A 19,987-nucleotide genomic window follows, 5' to 3' on the forward strand; every position below is an offset into this window, starting at 1 on the left:
CTTCCCCACTTCCCCACTTCCCCACTTCCCCACTTCCCCAAACCCCAGTCATCAGTAAGGGGACTGGGGTTTGGGTTTTAGTGAAGATTTTTCTTAATCCCTATCCCCTAACACCTGTTCCCTGTTCTTTAAATTGCCGCAGACAGATATAATCATCTCTATCTACCTAGGAATGATCCCTCGATCGAGACCCTGATTCTCAAAACCTAATCATTATTTAACCTGACTCTCAAAATTTATGCATCGTATTGCTCCCCAAGCGGGTGGTTGGACAGCAGATACCGAAGGGGTGATTATTATTGACCAAAATCCGGCCCCGATTGTCCTCCTCACCATGGCTGATACCGATATTCAAACTCTAGCGGCAGCTATCGACCATCTACCGGATAATTTTCCCGCAATTCGCGCCCTGAATTTATCGCAGTTACAGCAGCAATACAGTATTGATAACTATGGGGAAAGGGTACTATCCCAAGCAAGGGTGATTATTCTTCGCTTATTGGGGGGACGGGGGAGTTGGTCCTACGGGTTGGAAGTAGTTAAGGAAATTGTCGAGGAAACCGGTGCGACTTTATTTGTCCTCCCGGGAGAGGATAAACCGGATTTAGAGTTGATGAGTCATTCCACTGCTTCCCTGACTACTGTTAATCAGTTATGGTGCTATTTCACGGAAGCAGGGATAGATAACTGGATTAATGCTGCTAAATTTATCGCGCATACCTGTCTCCATCTCGACTATCCTCCCTCTCCTCCTCAGGTTGTCCCGAGGTTGGGAATCTATTCCCAGATAACCCTATCCCAACCCCAAGCACGGACTTGGATACTTTTCTATCGTTCCCATTATCTCGCGGGTAATACCAAAGCTATCGATGCTTTAATCAGCGCTTTCACCCAAAGAAACATGGAAACTGTCCCCATCTTTCTCTCCTCTCTCCGGGAAATTGAAGTGCAAGAGGAACTATTAACCCTCTTTTCTCACCATCCCCCAGACCTAATTCTCGATACCACTAGCTTCTCTATCCAGCGACCAGAAGACAAACAAAATCATCACTTCTGGCAGTCCCTCAATAAACCCATCTTCCAAGTTATCCTCAGCAGCAGCAGTTTAGAAGCTTATCAACAGGGTTATCAAGGTCTTTCCCCCCGGGATGTGGCCATGAATATCGCTTTACCGGAAATGGATGGCAAAATTATCACCCGCGCTATTTCCTTTAAATCTGTCCTCACCCGACATCCCAAACTAGAAACGGAAATAGTTATCTATCAACCCCTCCCCCACCGGGTTGATTTTGTCGCTGATTTAACCGCAAACTATTGTCAACTCTCCTCCCTTCCCAACTCCCAGAAAAAAATTGCTCTCATTTTCCCCAACTATCCCAATAAGGATGGTCGTATCGCTAACGGGGTCGGTTTAGATACTCCCGCTAGTGGTCTGGAAATTCTTCGCGCATTACAAAAACAAGGTTATACCCTCACCGACCTCCCCGACCATAGCGATGAATTAATGCGATTGCTTATTTCCGGTATCACTAATGACCTGGAGACAAGGGAATTAAAACCTATCTATCAATCTCTCTCCCTAGAAGCATATCTAGATTATTTCTCCTCCCTTCCCCCCGATAATCAAAGCGCTCTCCTTGACCGTTGGGGACATCCAGACGGAGATTTTCCTATCCCGGGCCTCCAGTTAGGTAATGTCTTTATCGGTATTCAACCTTCTCGCGGTTATGACCTTGACCCGACTCTTAATTATCATTCCCCCGACCTGGAACCTACCCACAGCTATCTCGCTTTTTACCATTGGTTACGACAGGAATTCCAAGTCACTGCTGTGATTAATCTCGGTAAACACGGCAATTTAGAATGGCTACCCGGGAAGAGTCTCGCTCTTTCTCCCCATTGTTATCCCGAAATCGCTTTCTCGTCGCTGCCGAATTTTTATCCGTTTATTGTCAATGACCCCGGAGAAGGTTCCAACGCTAAAAGACGTTCCCAAGCTGTTATCATCGACCATCTCACTCCCCCCATGACGCGAGCGGAATTGTATGGGGATTGGGAAAAGTTAGAGTCCCTCATCGATGAATATTATCAGGCAGAATCTCTTGATCCTTCTCGTTTAGCTCTGATTCGCGAGCGGATTAACGATCTGGTGGCGAAAACTAATCTCGATCGAGAGCTAGGCACGATCAACGCTTCCTTTGGTCAATTTCTCACCCTCGTGGATGGTTATCTCTGTGAACTCAAGGAAGCACAAATCCGCGACGGTTTACATATCTTCGGTCAATGTCCCCAGGGCCAGCAGTTAATTGATTTAATCCAATCGATCGCCCGTTCTCCTAGTCCCGACCGCCCCGGTTTAACCCGTTCCCTTGCCCTTGACCTCCATCTCGACTGCGACCCCCTGACGGAATATAACGATACCACTACTTATCTGGAGGGTCTCGCTCAGGATTTAATTAGCCAGAAAATTGAACCTGTAGGCGAAAATACGGCAAAAGAATTGGTTTGGCTAGAAAATCAGTTAATTCCTGCTTTAAAACAAACCCCCGATGAACTTACCTATCTCTTAAAAGGTCTAGCTGGCCAATACGTCCCCAGTGGTGCTTCTGGCGCTCCTACCCGCGGCCGTCCCGATGTTCTCCCCACCGGCAGAAATTTCTATTCCGTCGATACCCGCGCAATCCCCACAGAAACCGCGTGGGAAGTGGGAAGAAAGGCCGCAGAGGCACTAATTGAACGTTATACCCAAGAAAATGGCGAATATCCCCGCACTTTGGCGATTTCTATCTGGGGAACTTCGACGATGAGAAATAGTGGCGAAGATGTGGCCGAAGCCATGGCTTTACTGGGAATTCGTCCCCTTTGGGATGGTTTTTTCCGTCGGGTGGTCGGGTTTGAAGTCCTTACCCCGTCTAGCTTAGGCCGTCCTCGAATTGATGTGACCGTTCGGGTATCGGGCTTTTTTAGGGACAGTTTCCCCAGCATACTACATCTTCTTAATTCTGGCATAAATGCAGTAGCTTGTCAAGAGGAAGAGGAAAAAATTAATCCTTTAGCGGCGAAAGTCAAGACAGAGAGGGAGTTTTGGCTAAATCAGGGCTTAGGAGAAAAAGAGGCGAAACTGAGAGCTACTGCCAGAATCTTTGGCTGCAAACCGGGTGCCTATGGGGCCGGTTTACAGGGGTTAATCGAGTCACAAAACTGGCAAAATGATCAAGACTTAGCTAATGCTTATATTAACTGGAGTTGTTATGCCTATGATAGTCAAGGAACTGCCCATTCTTTACCGGAAGTATTGAGAAATAGACTGCAAGAATTGGAGATAGTGCTGCACAATCAGGACAATCGAGAACACGATATTTTCGACTCCGATGACTACTATCAATTTCAAGGCGGCTTAACTGCCAGTGTCCGAGCTTTAACCGGCAAAAATCCCGTCACCTATTTTGGTGATCATTCCCGTCCAGAAAATCCCCGCATCAGAACCCTAGAGGAAGAAATTCGCCGGGTTTACCGTTCGCGAGTGGTTAACCCCAAATGGATAGCGGGGGTGATGCGACACGGCTATAAAGGCGCTTTCGAGATGGCTGCGACCGTAGATTATATTTTTGCCTACTCTGCCACTACTCACCTAGTGGAGGATTTTATCTATCAGGGAGTAGCCGAAGCTTATTTATTTGACCACAAGGTACAACAATTTATTCAGGAGAAAAACCCCTGGGCATTGCGAGATATGGCCGAAAGATTATTAGAGGCTCAACAACGGGGATTATGGACCCAGGTGGACCAGAAAACTTTAGATCGATTGAGGGCAATTGTCCATGAGGCCGAAGGAGCGATCGAATCGGGTCAGTAATTAGACCTCTTGTAAAAATCAAAAATCTGACCTTAGGTGAGGAGTCAGTAGTCAGCAGAATTAAGAATGAGCATTAATCAATTAAATGCTCTATCTAGGGATTTTATGCAATTTTATGCCTATTTTTCTCATTTTTGAACTCTCAAAAATTAATTAGGCAAGAACTCTATTAATAACCGCTCTAGAATCATTCTATACTATATATTCTCCGGGGAGAAATTGCTCAAATTACTTTAGTAATGAGAAACGGGACTAAATAATGGCCGGAATTGAGGGATTGAGGATTAAAAATTATCGAGCGCTCAAGGATATAACCCTGGGCAAGTTATGGAATACTCAAAATCGAGATTCTCTGACACCGATGACGGCCGTTATCGGCAAAAATGGTGTGGGAAAAAGCACACTTTTTGATGCGTTCGGTTTTTTATCTGATTGTCTTAAAGGAGGAGTAGAAGAAGCTTGTGATGCGCGAGGTCGGGGCGGGTTTGAGCGTCTTCGTTCCCAGGGTCAGGAAGGAAGCATTGAATTTCAGATTTACTATAAAGAAGATTACAATTCCCGACCAATTACCTATGAGTTAGCTATTGATCTAGATACGGATAATAGACCTTATGTAAAAAAAGAAAGACTCAGACAGAGAAGAAAAGGTCAAAAGACTGGATGGCCTTTTTCATTTTTACTCCTCGATGAAGGTAAAGGAATCGTCTGGAAAGGAGAAGAAGAAGGGAAACAAGTAGAAGAAGGTCAAGACCATTTTGATTTACTTAAGTTAATAGAAGAAGCTGATGAGGAAAGCAAGGAAACCGAGTTAGTGGAACTGAATGATAAGCGCAAACTAGGAATTGCTACGTTAGGTTCTCTCAAACCGCATCCGAGAATTTCCCTATTTCGGAGATTTATTGAGGGATGGTATCTCAGCTATTTTACTCCCGATGCGGCCAGAAGTTTGCCCCTAGCTGGACCCCAGAAACATTTGAATATCCATGGAGATAATCTCGGTAATGTGGTGCAGTTTATGGAAAGAGAGCATCCCAAGAAATTTCAGAATATACTTAATAGTATTTCTCGTAAGATACCGGGTATAGAAAAAATTAGCACAGAAAAAAGTCCCGATAATCGACTACTATTAAAATTTAATGATCGGGGATTCCAAGACCCATTTTATGTACAACAAATGTCCGATGGTACTTTAAAAGTATTCGCCTATCTCTTACTGTTAGAAGACCCTTCTCCACCGCCATTTATCTGTATTGAAGAGCCAGAAAACGGCTTATACCATAAACTATTAGAAACCTTGGCTCAAGAATTTAGAAAACACGCCACAGGACAGAGAGGACGTTCTCAAATTTTTATCACCACTCATCAACCTTATTTTGTTGATGCTCTCCAGCCGGAAGAAGTTTGGATTCTGGAAAAAGGTGATGATGGGTTTTCTCGGATTAAACGGGCTAGTGACAATCCCTTAATCAAGAATCTCGTCTCAGAAGGATTGCCCCTTGGTAGTCTTTGGTATAGTGATTACTTAGATGAGAGATAAGGTCATGCACTTTGAAATTTTGGTTGAGGATTCGTCGGGAAAAAAAGCACTTGATATTCTAATTCCTAAGATTATTGACATGAATGCAGGTCATACATTTAGGGTTCATTCCTATAAAGGCAGTGGTCATATTCCCAGAGACTTACAGTCTGCTTCCGATCCTAGTAAACGGATTCTTCTTGAGCGACTACCTAAACTGATTCAAGGATATGATAAAACTTTTTCTAGTTACCCTGATAATTATGCTGCTGTACTGATTGTGGTTTGCGATCTGGATAATCGATGTTTTCGAGAATTTCGACAGGAATTAGGCAATTGTCTGGAAAAATCTGCTATCAAATCCCCAATTTACTTCTGTATTGCTATTGAAGAAGGAGAAGCTTGGTATTTAGGTGATATTAATGCCATAAAAATTGCTTATCCCCAGGCCAAAAGTGCTATCTTGGATTCCTATATTAATGATAGTATCTGTGGTACTTGGGAAAAACTGGCAGATGCTATATACAGAGGTGGAGCGAAACAATTATCTAAGTTAGGTGGAGCTTCTGTGGGTCAAGAGAAAACAGTCTGGGCAGAAAATATTTCTCCTCAGATGAATGTGGATATTAATCGATCGCCCAGCTTTGGCTATTTTCGAGATAAACTACGTCATCTCAGTCAGGAAGAATCAAGATAAGCAATATCTTTTCAGGCTAAACTTTTAGGCATTTAAAATAATCGTCGAGAGCGGGCAGTAGGGGATATTAAGTATCTGGGTAAAATTATTTACCCATAGGGATTCTTGTCTAGCAAGGCTTTCAGCCCTCTGTGGTCGGTAATTAATTTGGACTGACTACTTAAAGACTGATTAACAGAGGAATGTAGCGAAATATACGGAGCGATCGAACCGATTTGTAATATATGTGGCCTATAAAATAGGATGATGCGAGCGTCGTCCACACTTGCATCGGGAGGGAACCGTGACGACTTTTCTGGCTTCGCTCAATTTACTGCCTTCTAGTTCTCCCGCTGCCAATTTTCGCACTGGAGAATGGACTTTTCCCACACTCTACTCCACTCTGGCTCCTGCTGCCCTAGCAGATTTAGTTTTTTCTCGTTACGAGATTGATATGCCGAAAAATTGTCAATTTTGGCATCGGGGTTTAAGTGATGTGTATCTCCTCGAAACCCTGACAACTCCCTACATTTTGCGCGTATCTCACTGCCATTGGCGCAGCAAAATGGAAATCGACTTCGAGCTAGAATTATTAGATTATCTCGATCGCTCTCAGGTTCCCGTCGCCGCGCCAATTCGCAGCAAAAACGGTGATTTATCCCTAGAAATTAATGCTCCGGAAGGGAAACGTTACGCCGTCCTCTTTCCCTATGCTCCGGGGGGAATTGCTATTGGGGATATAGATATAGAACAAGCCTATCATTTAGGCGCGATCGTGGCTAATTTACATCGGGTGACAGCAGATTTTCAAACCCTAGCCTATCGTCATCCCCTCAACCTCAAATATCTTCTCGAGGATTCCCTGCAAATTATCGCACCTTTTCTGCACCAACGACCGAGCGACCTAGACTGTGTTTTAGAAACCATTGGGGAAATAGAGGAAGAAACCGCCAAATTACCGACAGAATCTCCCTATTGGAGCATTTGTTGGGGCGATCCTCATAGTGGTAATGTGCATATCACCCCGGATAATCAGATGACCCTATTTGATTTCGATCAGTGCGGTTATGGTTGGCGAGTTTTTGATATCGCTAAATTTCTGCAAGTTTCCCTACAATCCGGCTTAAATCGCCAGATTCGCCACAGTTTTATCCAAGGGTACGATCAAACAGTGCCTTTAACCGATGGTGAATTATCTTGTCTTCAGTATCTCACCCAAGCGGCCTATATTTGGTCTTGGTCAATTAGCTTAAATAACCTGCGTTTAACCGATTATAGTCGTCTCTGTGCTAATTATTTTAGTAGCCGTTTGGCTATTCTCAAACGTTTAAGAACCCAAGAATGGGAATTATTCTAAGCAGCCTTAATCCTGTTGGTGACAGCCGGCCCTAACTAACCAAGATCAACTTTCTTGCTAGTCAATGACCAAACGAGGTATAGATCCCTGTATGCTGATAAGTATAGATAATCACTAGGTAAAGACTTTCTTCTCCATCTGCCAAAAGTGAAGCAAGCTTTACCGCTCTTGAATAGTCTCTCACAGCCTCACAGACAGATGGTATTATGTCCAGAAGAAAGAAGAAGTTTCCCTGTGGTCACAAGGGTTATGGCCAAGTCTGCCATCATTGCGCTCAACTAGATGCCGCTTGGGAAGAAAGAAAACGTCAAAAAAATGCTTGGGAAGCCACTTTTTCCCAAGATCCGATCGATCTGCGGGAATTACCGAAAAATGTGGTACTTAAAGCTAGGGAAATCCTGCAAGGATTGCAAGATCACCGCAATTATCGAGATTTCCATGGTAAAAGATTGCGACACGATCGCTTTATTATTAGTATCCCCGTTACCCGCAATTATCGCCTCATCTGTCGCGACTACGGCAATCTCCTCGTTCCGGAAGCGGTGATCTCTCACGAGGACTATAATGTCTGTAAACCGGGTAGGTGAAGCTAATCTTTAGTTTGCTTGGGGAGATTTATCGCTGTTTATATCTTCCCAATCTGGCAGCCAATTTTGATCGAGAATCTCCTCTAGACTAGCTAACAATTCCACGGGGAAAATACTGGCATCTAATCTGGTTTCGTCAATAAGCAGATTGCAAGCATCGAGATAACATTTTGCTAAAATTTCCCTTAAATAGGACTTTAAACTGGGACTATCTGCTAAAAGATCAGCAATTTGTAGGCGAAAATTCCTGATTTCTTTTTTCCATCCCGCTTGGTTGTAATCTCGTTGGGATTGCCAGTAGGTTAACTTCAGTAAATGTTCTAGAAGTCGAGTTAAGAGACTCTTAAGCGCTCGTCGATTATTTTTTCCCAAATCTGCCAACTCCTCTAATAAATTCTGCCAATCTACCGATTGAAAATCGCCTTGACGTAATTGGTTGATAGTATTTTCTAACCAAAGTTGATAATCGCTATCGTAAAGATTTTGGCTGGTAATATTCATGATTTTTTACTCCTTAATTTCACTTTTCAGAATTATTGCTGATAGCTTCCCAATCCGGCAACCAATTTTCATCGAGAATCTCCTCTAGATTAGCTAACACTTCCAGAGGGAAAATACTAGCATCTAATTCGGTTTCGTCAATAAGTAGATTGCGAGCATCGAGATAACATTCCTGCAAAATTTCCCTTAAATAGAGCTTTAAACTGGGACTATCTTTGAGAATTTTTTTGATCTGAATCCGAAAATTGCGAATTTCTTTTTTCCATCCAGCTTGATTATAATCCCGTTGGGATTGCCAGTAAGTTAACTTCAGTAAATGTTCTAAAAGTCGAGTTAATAAACTTTCTAATGCTCGTCGTTCACTTTTTCCCAAATCTGCCAACTCCTCTAATAAATTCTGCCAATCTACCGCTTGAAAATCCCCTCGACGCAATTGGTTGATAGTGTTTTCTAACCAAAGTTGATAATCGCTATCGTAAAGATTTGAAATAGTAATATTCATCATTTTAAAAATGGGTAAAAATCAGGAGTTAAGCTGCCGTTGTCCAAAGTATAGAAGAAATTTGGGGCTAATCAATCAGCTAGTTTTACTGGTTTAGCCGAATTATCCTCTCGATCACATCTAACCGCGAACAAAACCGCCAAAAAGAGTGATAATAAACCTAGCTATTCCCAGAGTAACAAGGAAAGCCCGATGGTGAAAACAGTAATAGGTGTCGATTTAGGTGGAACTGCTATTAAAATTGGTAAATTTGACCAGGAGGGCAATTGTCTCGAATCTCTCAGCTTGCCCACTCCCCAACCCGCTACACCCAAAGAAGTCGCCCATACCATACATCAAGGCATTTGTCAAGTAAATTTAGATAAAAGTTGTCAAGCCATCGGTGTGGGAACGCCAGGGCCGACGGATGCTCAGGGAAGAATTGCCAAAATAGCGATTAATTTGGCAGGATGGCGGGATATTCCCCTCGCCGATTGGTTAGAAGAAAGCACGGGAATGCCGACAATTTTAGCCAATGATGCCAATTGTGCCGGTTTGGGGGAAGCTTGGTTAGGAGCGGGCAAACACTTTCAAAACTTGATCCTGTTGACCTTGGGAACGGGAGTAGGAGGGGCAATTATCCTCGATGGTAACTTATTTGTCGGCAGCAAGGGAACGGCCGCAGAATTAGGCTTAATAACCCTCAATTTTGACGGTCCATTGTGCAATAGCGGTAATCAGGGTTCCTTGGAACAGTACACCTCCCTGCAAGCTATTCGCCGGATGACCGGCAAAGAACCGAAGCAATTGGCAGAATTGGCCGAAAAAGGCGATCGAGAGGCTTTAGAATTCTGGCAGGGTTACGGTTGTTTACTGGGGGCTGGTATCGCCAGTTTACTCTATGTTCTCACCCCAGAGGCGGTAATTATCGGCGGCGGCATTAGCGCCAGTGCTAAGTTTTTCTTTCCCTCTCTCCTCACAGAAATCGAAAGACGGGTTTTACCTAGTTCCAGAGAAGGGTTAGAGGTATTAACGGCCGAGTTAGGTAATCGCGCTGGGATGGTGGGAGCTGCTAAATTAGCTTGGCAATTAGTGGACTTGCGCGGGGATTCTATTATGGCAGGATCTGACTAAAATTGTCTGACTTGAAAGAGGGTGTGGGGTGTGGGGTGTAGGGAAAGAAACCTCTTTCATCTGTGGGGGTGAAAGTTTTTTCATCAGGACTGACTTAACCGTGAATAATTAAATGGCGATCGCGATCGCTGCTCACCCATCCCTGACGCTGAAATTCCCCTAACAAACGCGTCACCGTTACCCTCGTGGTACCGATAGCATTGGCGAGATTTTGATGGGTTAAACGGATCTTTAAACGACTGCCTTGGGCGATTGGTTCTCCCATTTCCCGCTTTAATAGCTGTAGTAACTGCTGGAGACGTTCCTCCACTCGTTTGAGTCCTGCGATCGCCAGTAGAGATTCCGTTTGTTGTTGACGACGGATCATTTGATTTAACATCATCCTGGTTAATTCCACCGAGTTTTCCACTTCGGCGATCGTGTACCATTTTAGGTACAGTTCCGACAAGGCTCTGGCGTGATAGGATTCCAGATGGGTCAAATTTAAGCCAAAAAAGTGGGATGAATGAACCCAACCTAGTAAAATTTCCTCTCCACTCTCAGATACTTGACTTAGTTGCGCCATACCCCGATAAACTTGCCAGACTCCATCGGCCACCAGAGGAATATTTTCCCCGCGATCATAAAAGTGGAGCCGACGACTCTCGCTATAGTCTTCTCGGAAGGGTGAGACGTTGGGATTATAGGTCAGCAACATGATCAAAGTTCTCCTGGGTGAGGGGATAGCAATTTTAACCCCACTTTACTGTATCAAGGTAAACATTAGGTAATGCCCAGATTAACAGTTATCAGTTATCAGTTTTCAGTTTTCAGATGTGCGTTATCAGTTCACTGATTACTGTTCACTGTTCACTGAAATAACTTCCCCATTTCTCTCTCCCGCAGCTGAAAAACCTCAAGATTATTAATTTAAAGCATCTTTAAGAGCCGTGCGAGCGGCCAGATGATTGCGGGTTGAGGTGAGAATTTCCGATTCTCGTTGCAGACGACTGACTGTATCGAGCATTTCCAATAAAGCTTGTTGTTCCCCGGCCACACCGTAGAGATTACCCGCCACCCAGTAGGATAATTCCAGGGGAAGACTGGGCAAATCGTCGGGGAGTTCGATTTTTTGAGCGGTTAATTTGGCTGAGAGATGAACCACATCCCGCAGCAGTCGATCCACTTCTGTGGCCAGAGGTCGCAGATCTTGGGTGGTGGGGACATCTTCAATCCACTCCACTAAACCGACGCGATAGGGTTTTTCCCGGACGTATTCTAGGACACGGAAGCGCTGTTGACCGATGGTGAGAATTTTTAGGCGATCATCTGGGAGACGTTGACAACGGACAACTTCCGCACAACTGCCCACTTTAGCAATTTCTCCCGTGGCTGGATCTACCATTAAGACCCCAAAACGGCGATCTTCTTCCAATATCGTATTCATCATAATCCGATAGCGAAACTCGAAGATGTGCAGGGGCAGAGGACGACCCGGGAATAAAACAACTTCGGGTAGGGGAAAGAGAGGTAATTCTCTAACGGCAATGGAAGAAGTGGCCATAGGTTTAGTAAAAAAAAACCGATCTTCTCTTATTTTTACACAATCCCCCCTGAATCGCTAGGCAAGGGCAATGGGCGGGAGACGGGAGACTGTATTCATACTAAATCCGTTGAGTATAGGATACATATCAGGACAGGCAAAAGGCAAGAGGCTTCGGCCGTGAGCTCAGCCGAACGGCAAAAGGCAAAAGAGGGAATAGATAATCAGTTTTTAATAACTGGATTTAGTATGAGACCTTCAAAAACCTGGCATTATCCTTCTTGTAGTACATAAACTCGTACAAAAAAGAGGGCAATAAAGCCGGCGTTGTCAGATCAGAATATGAAAGATGCAATGCAATCCTTGCTACCCTTCGACCCCTTCGACTTGGCTCAGGGCAAGTTGGCTCAGGGCAAGTCAAAGTAATTTGAGTTCCAAGCTGATTCGGATCATCTTTCAATTTGACAACGCCAGAGAAATTAACCGAATCTACCGGCTACATAATCGCGAGTTTGTTGATTAACTGCATCGGTGAAAATTTTCTGGGTGGTGTCAAATTCTACCAAACGACCGACGCGGGTTTCATCGGCATTAAAAAAGGCCGTGCGATCGGATACTCTAGAGGCCTGTTGCATATTATGGGTGACAATGACGATCGTGTATTGTTCCTTCAACTCATGGATTAATTCCTCGACTTTGAGGGTAGAAAGGGGGTCTAAAGCAGAACAAGGTTCATCCATTAATAATACTTTTGGTTTTACTGCCAAAGCGCGAGCAATACACAATCTTTGTTGTTGTCCTCCCGATAATCCTAAAGCGGATTTATTCAACAGATCTTTAACTTCATTCCAAAGAGCAGCCCCTTTTAAAGCTGATTCCACAATCCCATCTAATTCACTGCGACTAGCGGAACGATAAATTCTAATACCGTAGGCAATATTATCGTAAATACTAGCGGGAAAAGGGTTAGGACGCTGAAACACCATACCCACCTGTCGCCGGAGAGTATGAAGGTTAACTTTGGGGGCGTAGATATCTTGGCCAAAAAACCTAACTTTGCCCTTAACTGTCACCTCTCCTTCTAATTCCCCGATGCGATTGAGGGCTTTTAAGAGAGTGGATTTACCACAACCAGAGGGGCCGATCATGGCGGTTACTTGCCTTTGCGGGATTTGTAAAGAAACCCCTTCCAGGGCTTTTTTGCTACCGTAGAAAAAGCTGAGATTTTCGACTTCGATCGCCGAATTAGCTAGAGAAGTAGGACTGTTCATGGCAGAGGAATCAATCATCATAAAAATGCTTAATTTGAGCGTTTACGAGTAACAAAACGGGAGAGAAGGCTAGTAATTAAAACTAAGATAATCAGGACTAAAGAAGCTGTCCAAGCTAGGGAATTTTGTTCGGGAAAGGGGGAACTAGCATAGTTATAAATCAACACCGTTAAAGCCGGTGTGGGCGACCAAAGACTTTCTTGCCAAAATTGACTAAATAAAGCCGTAAACATTAAAGGGGCAGTTTCTCCGGCGGCCCGGGCCACCGCTAATAATATCCCAGTCATAATCGGTGCGATCGCTGCTGGCAGGACAATACGAAATACCGTATCGAAACGGGAACCCCCCAAAGCGGAGGAACCGAGACGGTAGGACATGGGTATTAGTTTTAGTGCCTCTTCCGTGGTTAAAGCGACAATGGGCAACATGATCACCCCTAAAGCAAAGGCCCCCGCTACGGCGGAAAATTGTTTGGTAGTTAACACCAAAACCCCGAAGGAAAACACCCCGACGATAACGGAAGGGGTACTACTCAACACCACGATCGCAAAGCGTAGAATACCACCAATTTTGGAACCCCGAGCGAATTCCGAGAGGAAAACCCCGGTGAGAATCCCCAGAGGTATGCTGCCGAGGGATGCTAAACCGACCATGGTTAAAGTCCCCACGATCGCATTGGCAAAACCATTGGGAACACTAGGATCGGAGCCAACTGGGGCGGGTAAAGAGGTGAAAACTTGCCAATTGAATCCGGGTAAACCTTCTTTGACAATTTGAAAGAGGATAGCGAATAAAGGCAGAATAGCGATGGCACTAAGAGCGATCGCTAAACCCGTGAGACCGTTGGTAAAAAAATGCCGCCACGGTGACAGGGGTTGCTGTAAATCTTCTTCGGGAAAAGCTCCTTGAGTCATAAAATTAACGATTGCGGTTGATAAACTGTACTAATAAAGCCGCTACACTATTGACGACTAAGGTAATAACAAAGAGAATCAAAGCTAGATACATCAAAGCTCCGATATGGACTTTTTCAAAAGCTTCTGGGAAGGTATTAGCTAGTACAGCAGGAATGGTATAACCGGGGGCCAAGAGGGAGGGACTAATAATCGAGGAGTTACCGATTACCATGGCCACCGCCATGGTTTCCCCTAAAGCACGCCCTAAACCGAGGATAATCGCCCCGACAATGCCAGAACTCGCCGCCGGCAACAGCACGCGCCAGATGGTTTCCCAACGAGTGGCACCTAGGGCCATGGAGGCACTGCGTAATTCCGAGGGAACGGTAAGCAAGACATCGCGACTGATAGCGGAAATAGTCGGCACGATCATGATGGCCAGGATCACACCGGCGATCAGCATACTTGGTCCCAAAGGTTGGGTACTAAATAAAGGGAACCAAGCAAGATTTTGAAATAACCATTCTTGCAGGGGTTTAAGCACGGGAATTAGCGTGAAAATCCCCCATAAACCGATAATTACACTGGGAATCGAGGCAATTAATTCCACCAAAAAACCGATGGGATAACGGATACTGGCCGGCAAATAATTCTCGCTAGTGGTTAAAGCAACGGCAACACTGAGGGGAATGGCTAATAAAAGGGCTAGAATCGAGGAAACAACGGAACCGAAAATAAAGGGTAAACCACCAAATTTGAGGACGTTCACATCCCAAGTGGTTCCCCAGAGAAATCCCAGGCCGAATTCATTGATCGCCGGCCGCGCATCCTGAAAAACAATCCAGGCCATCCAGAGCAGAAAAATTAAACCAGAGGCGGCACAAATCCAGACTAAGATTGTAAAAATGCGATCAAATAAACCGGCTGTGCCGGGGTTTTCGTTAAGATTGGCCGCTGAAAGATCAAAAGACTCAACGGGTTCAGAAAAATTGGCCATAAGGTAGATAGCAATTACCAGTTAAGTAAGTGGTTCTAATTGAATAGAAGATAGATTTTGCCTTCGATCCCCCCTGCCCCCCTTGATAAGGGGGGTGCCGATCCCCCCTTGATAAGGGGGCAATCTGACAATTTTTAACAACTACTGACTACTTATCAGTTGTTGAAAACGCAACTGTAGGGGCTGAACATTGTTCAGCCCAGAGAAAAGAAATACTTGCAGTTATTAGTTATGGACTTAACCGGTAACTTTTTCCATCTTACTGGAAAGCGGTGACAATCAAGCCCAAACTAATACAAAAGTATTTATTTAATTTTGTTAACTTCGGCTAAAACTCTTTGAGTCACCGATTGAGGAATCCGGGTAAATTCCAATTGATTGTTAATACCTTGACCGGTGGTGAGAATCCAAGTCAACAGTCTTTTAATTTCCGCCGCTTTTTTGTTATCAGCGTAGTCTTTCGGTACTAATAACCAAGTAATCCCGACGATCGGATAACCACTGCTCGGATCATCTACATTAGCGGTAAAATCAGCGTTAAATTTCACCCCTTCCATAGCTTTGTTAGCTTGAGCGAGACTCGGTTCGACAAATTGACCGGCTTTATTTTGAACTTTGGCAGTTCTCATGGTTGCCCCTTCATTTTTGCGGGCAAAGGTATCTTGAACGTAACCGATCGAGCCTTCTGTTTGTTTAACTAGGGCTGCCACACCATCATTTTTCGGTCCCTTGAGAACGGTAAAACCCCAGTTAGGTTCTTTGCTGGTTCCCACTTTACTTTTGAAAGAAGGACTAATAGCGCTCAGGTGAGAGGTAAAAATCTCGGTAGTACCGCTACCATCAGCCCTAACCACTACTTTAATCGGTCGGTTGGGCAGTTTCGGATCTACTTGTTTCCAGTTGGTGATCTCGCCACTGAAGATTTTACCCAGGTTAGCCCTGGAAATTTGCAGGTTATTTACCCCGGGCAGATTATAAACCACGGCGACGGCTCCTCCGGCGGTGGGAACTAGCAGTAAACCGTTTTTCATCTGGCTTTTTTCCGAGGAGGAAGGAGCCACATCAGAAGCCCCAAAATCGACGGTTCCGGCGATAAATTGCCGGATACCAGCGCCGCTACCGACGGAATTATAGTTAACGGTGACACCAGTGGCGTTTTTATAGTCGGCAAAATAACGCTGGTATAGGGGCGCGGGAAAGGAGGCTCCTGCACCGTTCAGGGTTTGGGCGAAAGCTTCTCCCATCGTCCCTGCTAGGGCTGCTGCCGTGGCGAAGGAAACAGCACACACACGAGTTAGGGTAGCAGTTGAGAATATCATAAGTTTTCTGGTTGAAGAATCCTGCACAATTGGGAAAGTTGAACTTTCTTCAAAATATAGTTTAAGGCACAAATATTACTTTTAAATCTAGAAATATTTTAGTTTTTTTGGGTTAAGATTGGGTTAAGCTTACTTTAATTACTCTTAACCTTAAACCTTGATTAGAAAAGTAGTTAGTTAGTAATTTTATCGGCAAGATTTTCTAGGGAAAATAGACGAGGTTTAAGCCGATCCTAAGAAAAACCAATTGATCCGATCATTACAGATTAGATCGGGATAAGCGCATCTCAAATACTATGGAAAATTGGTATTTTGCTAGTTAATTTTACTACCTAAGCAAAATTGATTAAAGTTCTAAGCTGTCAGCCGTAAGCCTTGAATCAGTTTCATTGATCAGTTACCAGTTATCAGATGTGAGTTTTCAATTCACTGATCACTGTTTACTGATAACTGAAAGGTCTCCTGTCTCAACTAGGAAATTAATTGTCCACGACTACTTATAAGTTCTCAAAAATTGCGCCCCTAGTGATCGTTTATGATCGAAGTATCAACCTTGACCAAATTTGAGAAGTAAAGGTAATGGCTCGATCGCACCCCGTTCCTAACTTGCCGGTAGCCCCGGAAAAACGGCAATTCAACCCGCGGTTGCTGTTGCCCCTAGCTGTTGTGATTGCCGCCGGTTATTTCGGTTGGCGACATTTTGCCCCGGTCCCCCCAGCTACGGTACTCAATGTCAGTGGCAGGATTGAAGCAGACGAAACTGATATCGGGGCAAAAACTGGCGGACGAGTAGATCAAATTTTAGTCCGGGAGGGCGATCGAGTCAAAGTAGGACAAGTGATCGCAGTAATCGTCGATGAGGAAGTTAATCAACAACTGCAAGCAGCGATCGCTTCCGTTAACGCCGCCCGACAAGAGGAAGCACAAGCATTGTTAGATATTAGCGTGGCCGAAAGTCGCATTCAAGAAGCGGCAGCGAACTTAGTGCAAGCAAAAGAAGACTCCTCCGGACGAGTTAGCCAAGCGAGCGCCAACGTTGCTGCCAGTCAAGCGGCAGTAGAACAGGCCAAAGCGGAGGTAAAACAGGCAGAAGCGGCAATAATCAGGGCAGAAGCCCAATTAAAACTGGCTTTAGCCGATCGAGAACGTTACGATCAACTATTTAGGCAAGGAGTAGTTAGCCAGCAACAATTCGATCGCACCCGTACCGATGCCGACGCGGCCAAAGCAGACTTAGACACCGCTAAAGCGACTCTCGTGGCACGACAAGCCGCCGTTAACACTGCCAAGGAGCAACTGCGAGCAGCCCAGGGAAATTTAGCCCAAACCCGTTCTACCGCCCTTAATTCCGTCATTCGCAGTAATCAGTTAAGTGCTTACCAACAACAAAAAGAACAGGCTAAGGCCCGATTAGCCATGGCTCGGGCCAATTTACAAGCGGCGATCGCTAATCAACAACAATTACAAAAACGTCTCGACTCCATGCAGGTAAAAAGCCCGATTAATGGCATCGTTCAGGATCGTCCCTTGCAACCGGGGGCCGTAGTTAGCAGTGGGAAAACCCTCCTCACCGTCATCGATCCCCAATCGATCTATCTGCGGGCCTATATACCAGAAGGGGACATCGGCAAAATTTATGTGGGCAAACCAGCGCAGGTATTTCTCGACTCCGATCCCGATCGCCCCTTAGCTGCTAAAGTTAGTGCGATCGATCTAAAAGCTGCCTTTACTCCCGAAAATATTTACTTCCAAAAAGATCGCGTTCGGCAGGTGTTTGGTGTCAGATTAGCGATCGATCAGTCGGAAACCTACGCTAAACCCGGGATGCCCGCCGATGCTAAAATTGACTTGAAATAACCATGGTTTCCCCCACCGATACCCCTTTATCCCCCTTAATTGAAGTCGTCAACCTCCGGAAAAACTACGGCAATTTTGCCGCCGTCAGAGGGATAAATTTCCAAGTCTATCCGGGGGAAATTTTTGGCTTAATTGGTCCAGATGGAGCGGGAAAAACCACCACCTTTCACATTCTGGGCGGGGTGATGAACCCATCGGGCGGTTATGTGGATCTAGAGGGAAAAAAGCCCCGTCACGTCCGTCAAACTATCGGCTATTTAAGCCAACAATTTTCCCTCTATCTTGACCTCAGCATTGATGAAAACCTGCGTTATGTGGCCAATTTGCGCCGAGTAACCGAGAGGGATTTGCAAGCGCGTCGGGATAAATATTTAACTTTAATGAACCTGAAGGGCATCGGCGATCGCCTAGCTGGTCAACTTTCCGGGGGCATGAAACAAAAACTCTCCCTCTGTTGCGCCCTGATTTCCCGTCCCCAAATCCTACTTCTCGATGAACCCACCACCGGAGTTGATCCCGTCTCTCGGCGAGAATTTTGGGATATTTTAGCCACTTTAGCCCGCGAAGGTATAACAATTGTGGTGGCTACTCCCTACCTCGATGAAGCGGAACGTTGTCACCGCATCGCTTTGATGTACGAGGGAGAAATTCACGAGATCGGAACCCTCAGCCAATTGCGCCAACGTCTCGGTTTACAACGTCTGGAAATTCGATCGCCCGATATCGCCGCTACCGCCGAAAAAATACTTCTTTTGGTGGATGGACAAAATATTAATGACGTGCAGTTATTTGGTGATCGTCTAGATGTGTTAACTGGCAATCCCCAGCAAGCAACCAGAATTATTCAGAATGCGCTCGATCATCTCAGCGCTATCCACCCTAGCGAGGCAACCCTAGAAAACGTCTTTGTCACCCGTTTGCGACAACAGGGTTCCGATCCCCCTTTTATCCCCTTACCAAAGTTTAAATCCGAGACCATCACCACGGGAATAGCGATCGATGCTAGGGATTTGCGGAAAACCTTCGCTAATTTTTGCGCCGTCAAAGGTGTTACTTTAACCATTGACTACGGAGAAATATACGGCTTATTGGGGGCGAATGGTGCGGGAAAAACCACCACGATTAAAATGCTGTGTGGGCTACTTTCCGCCTCTGGAGGCGAGATTTCCTTAGCTGGGCGCAGTCAAGACCTGCGTAATCCCAGCTTAAGGCAAAAAATCGGTTATATGAGCCAAAAATTTACCCTTTATGATGATCTCACCGTGATCGAAAATCTGGAATTTTACTGCGGGGTTTATGGGGTTCCCCCGCGCTACCGTCAGCAAAAAATCGCTTGGGTTTTGGAAACGGTGGGATTAATCGGACGGGAAACAATGTTAACCGGAAGACTGCCGGGAGGATGGAAACAACGCGTCGCTTTTGGCGCTTCCGTCATGCACGAACCGGAGATACTATTTCTCGATGAACCCACTTCTGGAGTTGATCCCCTAGCGCGACGACAATTCTGGCGCTTAATTAACGATTTGGCTCGTCAGGGAACTGCGGTATTAGTGACAACCCATTATCTTGAAGAAGCGGAACAATGCAATCGTCTGGGTTTTATGGTAGCTGGAGAAGTGGTGATGCAAGGTTCCCCCAGTCAAATTAAAGCAGCACAACCGGGGCAATTAATCGAATTGCGTCTCGATCGAGTGCAACAAGCGGCAGAAATTTTAAAAACCCGTTTACAAGCTTGGCGCGTCTCGATTTTTGGCGATTGCTTGCACCTGACTCTCGATCATCCCGACAGGGAAATTCCAGAGATCAAAAAGATTGTCAGCACCGCGGGAATACAGGTACAATCCTTGCGTTTGCTTCCCTTTTCTTTAGAAGACGCATTTATCAGCGTTGTGCAGAGAATTAATGAGGAGTAACTTGGATAATATATAGGGGTTGGTGAATAAATCTCAAAACCTTGTTGGATAAGACTTTTAGACTTTTTTTTCCTCAAAAAGTGCCAGCCATTGGAGTGATCGGG

16 protein-coding genes are annotated in these 19,987 nt (G+C 45.1%); 8 read left to right on the top strand and 8 right to left on the bottom strand.

Features of this window, described 5'->3' with window-relative positions; all coding sequences use genetic code 11:
• Window positions 1-238: 238 nt before the first annotated feature.
• The 5 genes from cobN to IQ234_RS08830 all read left to right on the top strand — a co-directional run bounded on the left by cobN (window position 239) and on the right by IQ234_RS08830 (window position 7,992).
• Window positions 239-3,856 (top strand): cobaltochelatase subunit CobN, encoded by a 3,618-nt coding sequence (gene cobN / locus IQ234_RS08810; protein ID WP_193956815.1) that lies wholly within the window; start codon window positions 239-241, stop codon window positions 3,854-3,856.
• Window positions 3,857-4,115: 259 nt separating this feature from the next.
• A complete protein-coding gene (locus IQ234_RS08815; protein ID WP_193956816.1) occupies window positions 4,116-5,393 on the top strand; it encodes an AAA family ATPase in 1,278 nt (425 codons plus the stop codon).
• A gap of 4 nt (window positions 5,394-5,397) precedes the next feature.
• A complete protein-coding gene (locus IQ234_RS08820) occupies window positions 5,398-6,069 on the top strand; it encodes a DUF4276 family protein (RefSeq protein ID WP_193956817.1) in 672 nt (223 codons plus the stop codon).
• Window positions 6,070-6,352: 283 nt separating this feature from the next.
• The gene (locus IQ234_RS08825) at window positions 6,353-7,405 is read left to right on the top strand and encodes a phosphotransferase enzyme family protein (RefSeq protein WP_193956818.1); all 1,053 of its coding nucleotides are present in this window, start codon (window positions 6,353-6,355) and stop codon (window positions 7,403-7,405) included.
• 206 nt (window positions 7,406-7,611) lie between these two features.
• Window positions 7,612-7,992 (top strand): hypothetical protein, encoded by a 381-nt coding sequence (locus IQ234_RS08830; protein ID WP_043998006.1) that lies wholly within the window; start codon window positions 7,612-7,614, stop codon window positions 7,990-7,992.
• Window positions 7,993-8,001: 9 nt separating this feature from the next.
• Here IQ234_RS08830 and IQ234_RS08835 read toward each other — a convergent pair whose 3' ends face one another.
• Complete coding sequence (locus IQ234_RS08835) at window positions 8,002-8,493, bottom strand: DUF29 domain-containing protein (protein ID WP_193956819.1); 492 nt, start codon at window positions 8,491-8,493, stop codon at window positions 8,002-8,004.
• Window positions 8,494-8,512: 19 nt separating this feature from the next.
• Window positions 8,513-8,998, bottom strand: a complete 486-nt coding sequence (locus IQ234_RS08840; protein ID WP_193956820.1) for a DUF29 domain-containing protein — start codon at window positions 8,996-8,998, stop codon at window positions 8,513-8,515.
• A gap of 189 nt (window positions 8,999-9,187) precedes the next feature.
• Here IQ234_RS08840 and IQ234_RS08845 point away from each other — a divergent pair, with 189 nt between their 5' ends.
• Window positions 9,188-10,108, top strand: coding sequence for an ROK family protein (locus IQ234_RS08845; RefSeq protein ID WP_193956821.1), 921 nt, complete (start codon window positions 9,188-9,190; stop codon window positions 10,106-10,108).
• A 94-nt stretch (window positions 10,109-10,202) separates the two neighbouring features.
• On the opposite strand, the gene IQ234_RS08850 is transcribed toward IQ234_RS08845, so the two are convergent.
• The 6 genes from IQ234_RS08850 to pstS all read right to left on the bottom strand — a co-directional run bounded on the left by IQ234_RS08850 (window position 10,203) and on the right by pstS (window position 16,113).
• The gene (locus IQ234_RS08850; protein ID WP_104396340.1) at window positions 10,203-10,805 is read right to left on the bottom strand and encodes a Crp/Fnr family transcriptional regulator; all 603 of its coding nucleotides are present in this window, start codon (window positions 10,803-10,805) and stop codon (window positions 10,203-10,205) included.
• Between the two features lie 207 nt (window positions 10,806-11,012).
• Window positions 11,013-11,651 (bottom strand): LON peptidase substrate-binding domain-containing protein, encoded by a 639-nt coding sequence (locus IQ234_RS08855; protein ID WP_104396341.1) that lies wholly within the window; start codon window positions 11,649-11,651, stop codon window positions 11,013-11,015.
• Between the two features lie 458 nt (window positions 11,652-12,109).
• On the bottom strand, window positions 12,110-12,922 hold the full coding sequence (pstB, locus tag IQ234_RS08860) for a phosphate ABC transporter ATP-binding protein PstB (RefSeq protein ID WP_193956822.1): 813 nt from the start codon (window positions 12,920-12,922) through the stop codon (window positions 12,110-12,112).
• Window positions 12,923-12,930: 8 nt separating this feature from the next.
• Window positions 12,931-13,815, bottom strand: coding sequence for a phosphate ABC transporter permease PstA (pstA, locus tag IQ234_RS08865; protein WP_002767654.1), 885 nt, complete (start codon window positions 13,813-13,815; stop codon window positions 12,931-12,933).
• A gap of 4 nt (window positions 13,816-13,819) precedes the next feature.
• Window positions 13,820-14,794 (bottom strand): phosphate ABC transporter permease subunit PstC, encoded by a 975-nt coding sequence (gene pstC / locus IQ234_RS08870; protein WP_193956823.1) that lies wholly within the window; start codon window positions 14,792-14,794, stop codon window positions 13,820-13,822.
• Window positions 14,795-15,099: 305 nt separating this feature from the next.
• Complete coding sequence (pstS, locus tag IQ234_RS08875) at window positions 15,100-16,113, bottom strand: phosphate ABC transporter substrate-binding protein PstS (RefSeq protein WP_193956824.1); 1,014 nt, start codon at window positions 16,111-16,113, stop codon at window positions 15,100-15,102.
• Window positions 16,114-16,692: 579 nt separating this feature from the next.
• Between pstS and IQ234_RS08880 the strand changes: the two genes are divergently transcribed.
• Together IQ234_RS08880 and IQ234_RS08885 are read left to right on the top strand one after the other, a co-directional pair.
• Window positions 16,693-17,970, top strand: a complete 1,278-nt coding sequence (locus IQ234_RS08880; RefSeq protein ID WP_193956825.1) for an HlyD family secretion protein — start codon at window positions 16,693-16,695, stop codon at window positions 17,968-17,970.
• A 2-nt stretch (window positions 17,971-17,972) separates the two neighbouring features.
• The gene (locus IQ234_RS08885) at window positions 17,973-19,883 is read left to right on the top strand and encodes an ATP-binding cassette domain-containing protein (RefSeq protein ID WP_193956826.1); all 1,911 of its coding nucleotides are present in this window, start codon (window positions 17,973-17,975) and stop codon (window positions 19,881-19,883) included.
• The last annotated feature ends 104 nt before the right edge of the window (window positions 19,884-19,987 follow it).

It is taken from the genome of Microcystis aeruginosa LEGE 91341, assembly GCF_015206885.1.
Lineage (GTDB): Bacteria > Cyanobacteriota > Cyanobacteriia > Cyanobacteriales > Microcystaceae > Microcystis > Microcystis aeruginosa_H.

Coding starts and splice junctions, on each gene's coding strand:
- IQ234_RS08815 (WP_193956816.1), top strand. CDS start 4,116: ATGGCCGGAATTGAGGGATTGAGGATTAAAAATTATCGAGCGCTCAAG.
- IQ234_RS08855 (WP_104396341.1), bottom strand. CDS start 11,651: ATGGCCACTTCTTCCATTGCCGTTAGAGAATTACCTCTCTTTCCCCTA.
- IQ234_RS08820 (WP_193956817.1), top strand. CDS start 5,398: ATGCACTTTGAAATTTTGGTTGAGGATTCGTCGGGAAAAAAAGCACTT.
- pstS (WP_193956824.1), bottom strand. CDS start 16,113: ATGATATTCTCAACTGCTACCCTAACTCGTGTGTGTGCTGTTTCCTTC.
- IQ234_RS08830 (WP_043998006.1), top strand. CDS start 7,612: ATGTCCAGAAGAAAGAAGAAGTTTCCCTGTGGTCACAAGGGTTATGGC.
- pstC (WP_193956823.1), bottom strand. CDS start 14,794: ATGGCCAATTTTTCTGAACCCGTTGAGTCTTTTGATCTTTCAGCGGCC.
- IQ234_RS08850 (WP_104396340.1), bottom strand. CDS start 10,805: ATGTTGCTGACCTATAATCCCAACGTCTCACCCTTCCGAGAAGACTAT.
- pstA (WP_002767654.1), bottom strand. CDS start 13,815: ATGACTCAAGGAGCTTTTCCCGAAGAAGATTTACAGCAACCCCTGTCA.
- IQ234_RS08885 (WP_193956826.1), top strand. CDS start 17,973: ATGGTTTCCCCCACCGATACCCCTTTATCCCCCTTAATTGAAGTCGTC.
- IQ234_RS08835 (WP_193956819.1), bottom strand. CDS start 8,493: ATGAATATTACCAGCCAAAATCTTTACGATAGCGATTATCAACTTTGG.
- pstB (WP_193956822.1), bottom strand. CDS start 12,922: ATGATGATTGATTCCTCTGCCATGAACAGTCCTACTTCTCTAGCTAAT.
- IQ234_RS08845 (WP_193956821.1), top strand. CDS start 9,188: ATGGTGAAAACAGTAATAGGTGTCGATTTAGGTGGAACTGCTATTAAA.
- IQ234_RS08880 (WP_193956825.1), top strand. CDS start 16,693: ATGGCTCGATCGCACCCCGTTCCTAACTTGCCGGTAGCCCCGGAAAAA.
- cobN (WP_193956815.1), top strand. CDS start 239: ATGCATCGTATTGCTCCCCAAGCGGGTGGTTGGACAGCAGATACCGAA.
- IQ234_RS08840 (WP_193956820.1), bottom strand. CDS start 8,998: ATGATGAATATTACTATTTCAAATCTTTACGATAGCGATTATCAACTT.